This is a genomic window from Myxococcales bacterium, assembly GCA_012517325.1.
Taxonomy (GTDB): domain Bacteria; phylum Lernaellota; class Lernaellaia; order Lernaellales; family Lernaellaceae; genus JAAYVF01.
This window is the reverse complement of the sequence record JAAYVF010000063.1, coordinates 1-12,780: the sequence shown is the minus strand read 5'-3', so window position 1 is coordinate 12,780 and position 12,780 is coordinate 1. Positions and strand designations below refer to the sequence as shown.

Annotated in this window: 7 protein-coding genes; all 7 read left to right on the top strand. The window is 60.2% G+C overall.

What is annotated here, in order from left to right; all coding sequences use genetic code 11:
- Positions 1-149: 149 nt before the first annotated feature.
- Positions 150-539, top strand: a complete 390-nt coding sequence (gene rplL, locus GX444_11380; protein ID NLH49189.1) for a 50S ribosomal protein L7/L12 — start codon at positions 150-152, stop codon at positions 537-539.
- Positions 540-706: 167 nt separating this feature from the next.
- Complete coding sequence (rpoB, locus tag GX444_11375; GenBank protein ID NLH49188.1) at positions 707-4,978, top strand: DNA-directed RNA polymerase subunit beta; 4,272 nt, start codon at positions 707-709, stop codon at positions 4,976-4,978.
- A gap of 46 nt (positions 4,979-5,024) precedes the next feature.
- Positions 5,025-9,251, top strand: a complete 4,227-nt coding sequence (gene rpoC / locus GX444_11370; GenBank protein NLH49187.1) for a DNA-directed RNA polymerase subunit beta' — start codon at positions 5,025-5,027, stop codon at positions 9,249-9,251.
- Positions 9,252-9,374: 123 nt separating this feature from the next.
- Positions 9,375-9,746, top strand: a complete 372-nt coding sequence (locus GX444_11365) for a 30S ribosomal protein S12 (protein ID NLH49186.1) — start codon at positions 9,375-9,377, stop codon at positions 9,744-9,746.
- Between the two features lie 14 nt (positions 9,747-9,760).
- A complete protein-coding gene (gene rpsG, locus GX444_11360) occupies positions 9,761-10,231 on the top strand; it encodes a 30S ribosomal protein S7 (protein NLH49185.1) in 471 nt (156 codons plus the stop codon).
- Between the two features lie 335 nt (positions 10,232-10,566).
- On the top strand, positions 10,567-12,603 hold the full coding sequence (fusA, locus tag GX444_11355) for an elongation factor G (protein NLH49184.1): 2,037 nt from the start codon (positions 10,567-10,569) through the stop codon (positions 12,601-12,603).
- Between the two features lie 46 nt (positions 12,604-12,649).
- The coding region (tuf, locus tag GX444_11350) for an elongation factor Tu (protein ID NLH49183.1) at positions 12,650-12,780 on the top strand (131 nt) is incomplete at its 3' end.

Sequence of the window (12,780 nt, the reverse complement as noted above, 5' to 3'; positions counted from 1 at the left end):
GGCGTTTTGGCGGCGCCCATGCGCAATCTGGCCGGGGTGCTCGCGGCTATTCCGCGCAGCCTCGCCTATGCGCTCAACGCGGTAAAGGAAAAGAAGGCTCAAGAAGCCGCTTAACGAACGAATTCCGTTGAATGAAGGAGAGAAAGACCATGGCTGACATCACCAAGGAACAAATCCTTGAAGCAATCGCGCAGATGAACGTGTTGGAACTGACCGATCTGGTCAAAATGATCGAAAACAAATTCGGCGTTTCGGCCGCGGCTCCCGTGATGATGGGCGCGATGCCCGCCGGTGGCGCCGCCGCCGCCGAGCCCGTGGAAGAAAAGACCGAATTCGACGTGATTTTGGTCGACGCCGGCGCCAACAAGATCCAGGTGATCAAATCCGTCCGCGCCCTGCGGAGCGATTTGGGCTTGAAAGAGGCCAAGGAACTGGTCGACAACCTGCCCAAGCCGGTCAAGGAAGGCGTTTCGAAAGACGACGCCGAGGCCGCGAAGAAAGCCCTGGAAGAATCGGGCGCCAAGGTCGAAGTGAAGTAACGAGACAGTTGACGTTGGGTTTGTACGACGGGGGAGCCCCGTGGCTCCCCTCCAAAACGTAAGAAAGGCGGAGAGATGGCTGACTCCGACAAGGGGCGGCTTGTCTCCGATTTAGCGTTTTAACGGGATTTCGTACTAACCGCGGAATCGCGTAAAGGAGACCTTGGATGTATACAGCTCTTGGGGAAGTCAAACGCTTCCGTAAGTCCTATGCCAAGATCAAAAAGATCATCGACATCCCAAATCTGATCGAAATCCAGAAAAAATCTTACGAGCGTTTCCTGCAATCCAAGACCAAGCCTTCCGAACGGGAAGACATCGGCTTGCAGGGCGTTTTCAAAAGCGTTTTCCCCATCCACGACTACAACAACCTCAGTAGTCTGGAATTCGTGCAGTACGCGCTGGAAGACCCGAAGTACGACGTCGAGGAATGCAAACAGCGCGGCCTGAATTTCGCGGCTCCGTTCAAGGTCACCATCCGCCTGGTCGTCTGGGACGTCGACGAAAAGAGCGGCGCCAAATCGATCCGCGACGTCAAGGAACAAGAAGTCTATTTCGGCGAAATCCCGCTGATGACCGATAACGGCACCTTCATCATCAACGGTACCGAGCGCGTCATCGTCAGCCAGCTGCACCGCAGCCCCGGCGTTTTCTTCGATCACGACAAGGGCAAAACCCACAGCTCCGGCAAACTGCTGTTCAACGCCCGCATCATTCCCTATCGCGGCTCGTGGATCGATTTCGAATTCGACACCAAGGACATTCTGCACGTCCGCATCGACCGCAAACGCAAGATGCCGGCCACCGTGCTGCTCAAGGCGTTGGGGTTCTCCGACGACGAAATCCTACTCCTTTACTACGACACCAACTTTGAAAAAATCCCGGTGCAGATCGACGGCGACATGGCTTCGTTCGTCACCGATCCGCGCTGGCTCAAGGACCAGGTGCTGTCGGTCGACCTGCGCGACAACGAAGGCAAGACGATCGCCCGGCGCGGCACCCGGATCGAAGGCAAACACCTGCGCCGCATGCGCGACGCCAAGATGAAGAGCTTCCGCCTGGCCAAGGAAGACCTCATCGGCAAGTACGCCGGCGAGTACATCATCAACTCCAAAACCGGCGAAGTGCTCCTCGAACCGTCCGAACAGATCGACGAGAAAAAACTCGCCTTGATCGAGGACGCCGGCCTCACCAAGTTCCGCATCCTGCGGACCGAAACCCTGACCATCAGCCAATCCCTGCGCGAAACCCTCAACCAGGACAAGGTGCGCAGTAAGGAAGAGGCGATGATCGAAATCTACAAACGGTTGCGCCCCGGCGATCCGCCGACCAAGGAAACCGCCGAGCAACTGTTCGACAACCTCTTCTTCAACGCCGAACGCTACGACCTGTCGAAGGTCGGCCGCGTCAAGATGAATCACAAGCTCAATCTGGATCAGGCCAACGAGAGCATGACCCTTTCGCGGGACGATATCCTGGCGGTCGTCTTCTACCTGCTCAACCTGAAGGAAGGCCGCGGCCTGATCGACGACATCGACCACCTGGGCAATCGCCGTGTCCGCGCGGTGGGCGAGTTGGTCGAAAACCAGTACCGCATCGGCCTGGTGCGCATGGAACGGGCGATCCGCGAGCGGATGAGCCTGCAGGAAATCGACACCCTGATGCCGCACGACCTGATCAACGCCAAGCCGGTCAGCGCGGTCATCAAGGAATTTTTCGGTTCGTCGCAGTTGTCGCAATTCATGGACCAGACCAACCCGTTGTCGGAAATCACCCACAAGCGCCGCCTCTCGGCCTTGGGCCCGGGCGGTCTGACCCGCGAACGGGCGGGGTTCGAGGTCCGCGACGTTCACAACACCCACTACGGCCGCATCTGCCCGGTCGAAACCCCGGAAGGTCCGAACATCGGTCTGATCGCCAGTTTGTCGACCTTCGCGCGGGTGAACGAGTTGGGCTTCATCGAGACGCCCTATCGGCCGGTGAAAAACGGCGTGGTTCAGGACTCCGCCGAGTTCCTGACGGCCCTCGAGGAAGAGAAATTCATCATCGCGCAGGCGAACGCGCCTCTCGACGAGAAAAACCGTTTCAGCGCCAACATCATTTCGGCCCGCACCCGCCTCGAGTATTCGCTGGTCGGCGCCGATCAGGTCGATTACATGGACGTCTCGCCGCAGCAACTCGTGTCGGTCGCGGCGAGTCTGATCCCCTTCCTCGAGCACGACGACGCCAACCGCGCCCTGATGGGCAGCAACATGCAACGCCAGGCGGTGCCCCTGCTCAAGACTTCGGCCCCGATCGTCGGCACCGGCATGGAAGAAGTCGTGGCGCGTGACAGCGGCGTGACCGTGGTGGCGCGGCGCGGCGGCGCGGTCCACTCGGTCGATGCCGACCGCATCGTCATCAAGGTGGCCGAGGACGAAAAGGATCCGACCGAAGCCGGCGTCGACATCTACAATCTGATCAAGTTCCAGCGCTCCAACCAGAACACCTGCATCAACCAGAAGCCGATCGTGTCGATGGGCGAGCGCGTCTACAAGGGCCAGATCCTCGCGGACGGTCCGGCGACCGACCAGGGCGAACTGGCGCTGGGCAAGAACATCGTCGTGGCCTTCATGCCGTGGGGCGGCTACAACTTCGAGGATTCGGTGCTCATTTCCGAGCGGCTCATCAAGGACGACCGTTTCACGTCGGTGCACGTCGAGGTCTTCGAGTGCATCAGCCGCGACACCAAACTGGGTAAAGAGGAAATCACGCGCGACATTCCCAACGTCTCGGAAGAGGCGCTGCGGAACCTCGACGAATCCGGCATCATCCGCATCGGCGCGGAAGTAAAACCCGGCGACATTCTGGTCGGCAAAATCACCCCCAAGGGCGAAACCCAGCTTTCCCCCGAGGAAAAGCTGCTGCGCGCCATCTTCGGCGAAAAAGCCGGCGACGTGCGCGACACCAGCCTTACGGTGCCGCCGGGCGTGGTCGGCACGGTCATCGACGCCAAGGTCTTCTCGCGCAAGGGCGTTGAAAAAGACCTCCGTGCGCAGCGCATCGAGGACGAGGACATCGCCAAGATCCTCACCGACCAGGAAACGGAAATCCGCATCATCGCCGAAAGCGCCTTGAAAACCCTCAAGGAAATGCTGAGCGGCAAGATGGCCACCGCCGCGCTGCTCGACGAGGATGAAAACGAAGTCCTGATCAAGAAGGGCGCGAAGATCACCGAGGAATTCCTCGAAGCGATCGACTTCGAAAAGATCGTCGACCTTTCGCTGGCCGACGCGAAGCTCGAACAACGGGTTCGCGACCTGGTGACGAACGTCACGCGCCAGATCGAAATGGTTAAAACGTTGTTCGAAAACAAGATCGAGCGCCTGAAGCGGACCGACGAAATGGCCCCCGGCGTCATCAAGATGGTCAAGGTCTACGTGGCCATCAAGCGCAAGCTCAGCGTCGGCGACAAGATGGCCGGCCGCCACGGCAACAAAGGCGTGCTGTCGCGCATCCTGCCCGAGGAAGACATGCCGTATCTGCCGGACGGCCGTCCGGTCGAAATGGTGCTCAATCCCCTGGGCGTTCCCAGCCGTATGAACGTCGGCCAAATTCTCGAAACGCACCTGGGTTGGGCCGCTTACCACCTGGGCCGGCAGATCGAGGACTTCATCGCGCAGAATTTCTCGCCGGCCAAGCTGCGTAAGCATTTGATGAACATCGTCGACCTCAAGAACGAGCGCAATCAGCGGTTGGCCAAGCTGATCAGCGACGCCAGCGACGAGGAAATTTCCGAATTTTGCCGGACCTGGCACGGCGGCGTTTACATGGCCTCGCCGGTTTTCGACGGCGCGCCCGAAGCGGAAATCAAGCGGGCTTTCACCCTCACCGAATTGCCGAGCAGCGGTCAGACGACCTTGTTCGACGGCCGGACCGGCATGCCGTTCGATACCGACGTCACGGTCGGCGTGATGTACATGCTCAAGCTGCATCACCTGGTCGACGACAAGATCCACGCCCGGTCGATCGGACCCTACAGCCTGGTCACCCAGCAACCGTTGGGCGGCAAGGCGCAATTCGGCGGTCAACGACTCGGCGAAATGGAAGTGTGGGCGATGGAAGCCTACGGCGCCGCGTTCAGCCTGCAGGAATTCCTGACGGTGAAGAGCGACGACGTGGCCGGCCGGACGCGGATGTACGAATCGATCATCAAAGGCGAGTGCGAACTGGAGCCGGGTCTGCCCGAGAGCTTCAACGTGCTCATCAAGGAATTGCAGAGCCTGAGCCTGGATGTCGATCTGGTCGAGGCGCACAAAGAACCGGAAGTGGAATTGGACGAGGCGGCGAAGGCGCGGGCCGAGGCCGAGTCGCTCTTTACCAAGCCGATCTTCGACGCCGAAGTCGGCGCCGGTTCCTTTGGGTCGACGAGCATCCCGGGATCGGAAAACAAGAAGTAGGTTGCTGAACGAACCGCCAATCGCGTAACGCGAAGGAGGTTGGGCTTTGAAAGACTTTTACAGCCTGTTTGAAAAGCCAAAGAATCCTTTGAGCTTCAAGGCGATGCGCATCGCCCTGGCCAGTCCGGAGAAAATCCGCGAATGGTCCTACGGCGAGGTGAAAAAGCCGGAAACCATCAATTACCGCACGTTCAAACCGGAACGCGACGGCTTGTTCTGCTGCCGGATCTTCGGACCGGTCAAAGACTTCGAATGCTTGTGCGGCAAGTACAAGCGCATGAAACATCGCGGCATCGTCTGCGAAAAGTGCGGCGTGGAAGTCATTCACTCCAAGGTCCGCCGCGAACGCATGGGCCACATCACCCTGGCGACGCCGGTCGCGCACATCTGGTTCCTCAAGAGCCTGCCCAGCCGCATCGGCGCGCTGCTCGACATGTCCTACAAACAACTCGAAAAAATCCTCTATTTCGAGCAATACGTCGTCACCGATCCCGGCGACACCAAGTTCAAGCGCGGCGACCTGGTCTCCGAGGACCAATACTGGAAAATCAAGGAAGACGGCGACCCGCGGTTCGAAGCCGGCATGGGCGCCGAGACGATCAAGAAAATGCTGTCGGCGATCAACCTCGAGGAATTGGGCAGCCAACTCCGGGACGAGATGAAAAACGCCAACAGCGAGGCCAAGCGCAAAAAGATCTCCAAACGCTTGCGCGTGGTCGAGGCCTTCCGCGACAGCGGCAACCGGCCCGAATGGATGATCCTCGACGTCATCCCCGTCATTCCGCCCGAATTGCGTCCCCTCGTGCCGCTGGAAGGCGGCCGGTTCGCGATTTCCGACCTGAACGACCTGTACCGCCGCGTGATCAACCGCAACAACCGCCTGAAGCGGCTCATGGAGTTGATGGCGCCGGAAATCATCATCAAGAACGAAAAACGGATGCTTCAGGAAGCGGTGGACGCGCTGTTCGACAACGGCCGCCGCGGCCGGGTGATCACCGGTCCGAACAAACGCCCCCTGAAGAGCCTCTCCGACATGCTCAAGGGCAAGCAGGGCCGCTTCCGTCAAAACCTGCTGGGCAAGCGCGTCGACTACTCCGGCCGCAGCGTCATCGTCGTCGGCCCGGAACTGCGCCTGCATCAATGCGGCCTGCCCAAGAAAATGGCCCTCGAGCTGTTCAAGCCGTTCATCTACGAAAAGCTGGAAAAGCGGGGCCTGGCCCAGACGCTGAAGCTGGCCAAGAAGATGGTCGACCGGGAAGTCCCGGAAGTGTGGGACATCCTCGACGAGGTCATCAAGGAACACCCGGTGCTGCTCAACCGCGCGCCGACCTTGCACCGCCTCGGCATCCAGGCCTTCGAGCCGGTGCTGATCGAAGGCAAGGCGATTCAGCTTCACCCCCTGGTCTGCACCGCCTACAACGCCGACTTCGACGGCGACCAGATGGCCGTGCACGTGCCGTTGTCGGTCGAGGCCCAGGTGGAAAGCCGCGTGCTGATGATGAGCACCAACAACATCCTTTCCCCGGCCCACGGCAAACCGATCATCGTCCCCAGCCAGGACATGGTTCTGGGCATCTATTACATGACCCGCGAAAAACCCGGTGCCAAGGGCGAGGGCAAGATTTTCGCGACCTCCGACGAGGTCGAGAAGGCCTACTCGGAAGGCGCCGTCGAACTGCACGCCCGGATCCGCTGCCGGATCGAGGGCAAGGTGGAAAACACCACCGTCGGCCGCGTCATGCTGTACAACAGCGTCCCCAGTGAGATGCGCTTCGCCTCGATCAACCGCATCATGGGCAAAAAGGAAATGGCCAACCTGATCGATGCCTGCTACCGCCTGACCGGCGACAAGAGCACCGTTCTGCTCGCCGACAAGGTGCGGACGCTGGGCTTCCAGATGGCCACGCAGAGCGGCGCCTCGATCTGCCTGGACGACATGCTGATTCCGACCAAGAAGCAGGAAGTCCTCGAAAAGAGCCAGCAGCAGGTCGAGGAAATCCTCGAGTACCGCCGCGAAGGTTTGATCACCGACGGCGAGCGTTACAACCGCGTGGTCGACATTTGGGCGGACGCGACGGAAGTCATCGAAAAAGAAATGATGAAGGAAATGGGCACCCAGGAATTCACCCTGGCCAAGGGCAAGATCAAGGCGCCCAGCTTCAATCCGATCTTCATGATGGCCGATTCCGGCGCCCGTGGTTCGACCGCCCAGATCCGCCAATTGGCCGGCATGCGCGGTTTGATGGCCAAACCCTCCGGCGAAATCATCGAAACCCCCATCGTCAACAACTTCCGCGAAGGGTTGACGGTGTTGCAGTACTTCATCAGTACGCACGGCGCCCGCAAAGGTCTGGCCGACACCGCGTTGAAAACCGCGAACTCCGGCTACCTGACCCGCCGCCTCGTCGATGTCGCCCAGGACTCGATCGTCACCTTGCACGATTGCGGCACCCTGGACGGCATTTACGTGAACTCCCTGGTGGAAGGCGGCGAAGTCATCGAACGCGTCGGTGACCGCGTCCTGGGCCGCGTCGCGTTGGAAGACATCGTCGACCCGGTGGACAATACGGTCCTCGTGGCCCGCAACGCCGAAATCGACGAAGACGCCGTGAAACGGATCGAAAACGCCGGCATCGAGCGCGTGTTGATCCGCTCGGTGCTCACCTGCCAGGCCCGCCGCGGCATCTGCGTCCTTTGCTACGGCCGCGATCTGGCCCGCGGCAAGCTGGTCAACCTCGGTGAGGCGGTCGGCGTCATCGCGGCGCAGTCGATCGGCGAACCGGGCACCCAGCTGACGATGCGTACCTTCCACATCGGCGGTACGGCGTCGCGAAAAGTCGAGCAATCCTCGTTGGAAGCGCGCACCGAAGGTACGTTGCACTACTTGGACGTGAGCACGGTTTTCGGCCGCGCCGGTCACGCGATCATCACCAACCGGAACGGCATGGCGGTGGTCAAGGACGATTCGGGCCGCGAGCGCGAGCGGTACAACCTCGTGTACGGCGCCGAACTGCTGGCGAAAGAAGGCGAACGGGTGAAGCCGGGCCAGGTGGTGGCCAAGTGGGACCCGTTCACCACGCCGATTCTGACCGACGTTTCCGGTATCGTGAAATTCGGCGATATCGCGCAGAACGAAACGATGAACGAACAGGTCGACGAGCTGACCGGCCTCAGTCAGAAGGTCATTATCGAGCCCAAGGACCCGTCCTCGCGGCCTCGTATTTCGATCAAGAATCCGAATCAGCCCGCGCAAACCCTGAAAATCCCGAATACAACCCGCGATGCCCGGTACATGCTGCCGGTCGGCGCCATCATCATGATCAAAGAAGGCGACACGGTCCACGCCGGCGACGTGCTGGCCAAAATCCCGCGCGCCACGACCAAAACCAAGGACATCACCGGCGGTCTGCCGCGCGTCGCCGAGTTGTTCGAAGCCCGCAAACCCAAGGAAATGGCTGAAATTTCCGAGATCGACGGCCGCGTCAGTTACGGCGACGATCAAAAGGGCAAGCGGCACATCGTCGTCACGCCGGATATCGGCGATTCGCGCGACTACTTCATCCCCAAAGGGAAGCACATCAGCGTCCACGAGGGTGATTACGTTCGCGCCGGCGAGCCGTTGATGGACGGCGCGGCCAACCCGCACGACATCCTCAACGTCCTGGGCGAAAAGGAACTGGCCCGTTACCTGGTCGACGAAATCCAGGAAGTCTACCGGTTGCAAGGCGTTAAAATCAACGACAAGCACATCGAGGTGATCGTCCGCCAGATGCTCCGCCGCGTGCGGATCGTCAACGTCGGCGACACCAACTTCCTGATCGGCGAACAGGTCGAAAAGTGGCGTTTTCAAGACGAGAACCAGACCGTCATGGCGCAGGGCGGCCGGCCGGCCATCGGCGAGCCGATGTTACTGGGTATCACCAAGGCCAGCCTGTCGACCGAATCGTTCATCTCGGCGGCCAGCTTCCAGGAAACGACGAAAGTCCTGACCGAAGCGTCGATCGCCGGACGGACCGATCTGCTTAAAGGCTTGAAAGAAAACGTGATTATGGGTCGTTTGATTCCGGCCGGTACCGGCATCCCGACCTATCAGGAACTGGAAATCGACGTCGAAATGCCCGACCAACCGATCATCGAAAGCTACGAAGCCTTCGATGCCGAGCCCTTCGAGGATTTCGATTTCGATGAGGAACTGGACGGAGAGGGCGACCTCGACGAGGAAGAAGGCGAGGGCGAAAAATCCGAGGACGAAGAGGAATCGGAAGACATTTAAGCAGACCGAAAAAAGGCGCTTGACAACAACAGGTAAAATCTGTATCTTTTGCGCCCTCATTTTGTGAAGAGCAAAAGAGAAGAACGTATTAACGTCTTAAGCAGTGAGAGTTGGATAGAAACAATGCCGACGATCAACCAGTTGATCCGTAATGGACGGGAAAGCAAGCGGTGGAAGACCAGCGCTCCGGCGCTGCGCAGCAATCCGCAAAAGCGCGGCGTTTGCACGCGCGTATATACCACGACTCCCAAAAAGCCGAATTCGGCCTTGCGGAAAGTCGCGCGTGTTCGCCTGGTCAATGGCATCGAAGTGACCTCGTACATCCCTGGTGAAGGCCATGCCCTGCAGGAACACAACGTTGTGTTGATCCGCGGCGGCCGCGTCAAGGACTTGCCTGGTGTGCGCTATCACATCATCCGCGGCAAGCTGGATGCGACGGGTGTGGACGGCCGTAAAAAGAGCCGCAGCAAGTACGGCACCAAACGGCCCAGCTAAAGAGAGGACGAACCATGCCGCGCAAGCGTGAAATCACTAAACGGGAACCGTTACCCGATCCGCGTTTCGGCGACAAGCAGGTCGCCAAGTTCATCAACGCCGTCATGGGCCGCGGCAAGAAGAGCACGGCGGAACGGATTTTCTACGGCGCGATGGACACGATCGAAAAACGGATCAAGGAAGATCCGCTGAAGGTTTTTAAAAAGGCCATGGACAACGTCAAGCCCATGGTGGAAGTGCGCAGCCGGCGCGTCGGCGGCAGCACCTATCAGGTGCCCACCGAGGTGCGGGCCGATCGGCGGACCGCCCTGGCGATGCGCTGGATCATCAGCTACTCCCGGAGCCGTGGCGAGAAAACCATGGTTGAAAAGTTGGCGGGCGAGTTGATCGACGCTTTCAACAACCGCGGCAACGCCGTCAAAAAGCGTGAGGACACGCACAAGATGGCCGAGGCCAACAAGGCTTTCAGCCACTATCGCTGGTAGCCGGCGAGCCGCCAGCTCGCCTTCCGGCCGACGGCAACCGGTCGAGGTCGGAACCGTTCTTTTTTATTGCTAATCTGCCGGATCGACGCCGAACGTTGGCGGCGTCGGACGGCGCCGGCGGCGGTACCGAATGCCGCGGCCGGAATCCATCACTGGATAGATACCCGAGGGACCGATCGGCGCACCGTTGCCGATTGGTCTTTTCGATTGCTCTTTTTCAGGTCGCAGGTTCGATCCATGATCGCCCGACGACCCCGTCGGAAGGACGCTGAATCGTGGCCAAGGGGACAAAAAAGACAGGCACGACGCTGGAGCGCACCCGGAACATCGGGATTATGGCGCACATCGATGCCGGCAAGACCACGACGACCGAGCGCATCCTTTTCTATACGGGCATTACCTACCGTATCGGCGAGGTCGACGAAGGCACGACGCAAATGGATTACATGGAGCAGGAACAGGAGCGCGGCATCACGATTACCACCGCCGCCACCACCTGCTTCTGGCGCGATCAGCGGATCAATATCTTGGACACCCCGGGGCACGTCGACTTCACGATCGAGGTCGAACGCAGCCTGCGGGTGTTGGACGGCGCGGTGGCGGTGTTTTGCGGCGTCGGCGGCGTGGAGCCGCAGTCGGAAACCGTTTGGCGCCAGTCCGAAAAATTTCATGTGCCCAAGATCGCTTTCGTCAACAAGATGGACCGGGTGGGAGCCGACTTCTTCCGGGCCGTTGAAATGATGAAAAGCCGACTCGGCGCGGCGCCCCTGGTGTTGCAGTTGCCGATCGGCGCCGAAGCCGCCTTTGCCGGCGTGATCGACTTGATCGGCATGAAGGCGATTCGGTGGGACGAGGAAACCTTGGGGGCTCGGTATCATGAAGAACCGATCCCAGACGCTCTTTTACATGATGCGGAACATTGGCGGACCCAATTGCTCGAGACCGTTGCGGAAACCGATGACGAGCTGATGAGCCGTTATCTGGAAGGCGCCGATATCGGCGAAGCCGAACTGCGCGACGCCATCCGCCGGGCCACGATTCGCTTGCAGCTCGTGCCGACTTTGTGCGGCTCGGCCTTCAAGAACAAGGGCGTCCAACCGCTGCTTGACGCGGTGGTCGATTACCTGCCCAGCCCGGTCGATATTCCCCCGATCGAAGGGGTGAACCCGCACACGGGCAAGACCGAACAGCGCCCGGCCGATCCGGCCGAACCGTTCGCCGCGCTGGCCTTCAAGCTGCTCAACGACCCGTACGTCGGCCAACTGGCCTTCTTGCGCGTCTACAGCGGCCGGGCCGAACAAGGGGTGATGCTCCACAACGCCACCAAGGACAAGAAGGAGCGGGTGGGCAAGATCCTCAAGATGCACGCCAACAAGCGTGAGGAAGTCAAGGAAATGAGCGCGGGCGATATCGTGGCGGTGGTCGGGATGCGGTCGGTGACGACGGGCGATACGCTCACCGTGACCCACCGGCCGATCATCCTCGAAGGCCTCGATTTTCCCGAGCCGGTCATTCACATCGCGATCGAGCCGAAAAGCCAGGCCGATCAGGACAAGCTGCAGGAATCCTTGCAGCGGCTGGCGATGGAAGACCCGAGCTTCCGGGTGCGGATCGACGAGGACACCGGCCAGACGATCATTTCCGGTATGGGCGAATTGCACCTCGAGATCATCGCCGACCGATTGACGCGCGAATTCGGCGTCAACGCGAACGTCGGCAAGCCGCAGGTCGCTTACAAAGAGACGATCACCAAGGCGGTGCGTCTCGAAGAAACCTACGAGCGGCAATTGGGCAACCGCGGTCACTTTGCAAAAGTGATTTTAAAGATCGAACCCGCCGGATCCGGCGGGGGCTTTACCTTCCTCAACGAGGCGCCGACCTCCCAGGTGCCGCGCGAGTTTCTCTCGTTCGTCGAGGAAGGCATCAAGGACGCGCTGACGGTCGGGCCGCTGGCCGGGTATCCGGTCCAGGACGTGAAAGCGACCCTGCTCGGCGGCGCCTACCACGAGGTCGATACGGAAGCGGTCGACTTCAAGGTAGCGGCGACCATGGCGATCAACAAGGGAATGCGCACCGCCGAGCCGGTTTTGCTCGAGCCGGTGATGTCCCTGGAAATCGTCGTGCCGGAAGATTTCGTCGGTGAGGTCATCGGCGATCTCAACAGCCGGCGCGGACACGTGCTGGGCATGGAACCCCGCCGCGAAGTCCAGGTCGTCAAGGGTCAGGCGCCGTTGGCGGCGTTGTTTGGTTACTCGACGGATTTGCGTTCGGTGACGCAGGGCCGCGCGACGTACACGATGCAGTTCGCGCGCTTCGAGGCGGTACCGGCGAATATCCAGAACGAGATCGTGCATAGAATGGGGGGATATTAGTTCGTAGTTCGAATCCGTGACGCGCCGAGGAGCGCAGGAGGGAATCATGGCAAAGGCCAAGTTTGAGCGGACGAAGCCGCACGTGAACATTGGGACGATCGGCCACATCGATCACGGGAAGACGACGCTGACCAGCGCGATCACGAAGGTGATGTCGAAGCACGGCTTGGCGGCGGC

What these genes read in the sequence shown, in the direction of transcription:
- rplL (NLH49189.1), top strand. Translation starts at nt 150, where the DNA reads ATGGCTGACATCACCAAGGAACAAATCCTTGAAGCAATCGCGCAGATG.
- rpoB (NLH49188.1), top strand. Translation starts at nt 707, where the DNA reads ATGTATACAGCTCTTGGGGAAGTCAAACGCTTCCGTAAGTCCTATGCC.
- GX444_11365 (NLH49186.1), top strand. Translation starts at nt 9,375, where the DNA reads ATGCCGACGATCAACCAGTTGATCCGTAATGGACGGGAAAGCAAGCGG.
- rpsG (NLH49185.1), top strand. Translation starts at nt 9,761, where the DNA reads ATGCCGCGCAAGCGTGAAATCACTAAACGGGAACCGTTACCCGATCCG.
- fusA (NLH49184.1), top strand. Translation starts at nt 10,567, where the DNA reads ATGGCGCACATCGATGCCGGCAAGACCACGACGACCGAGCGCATCCTT.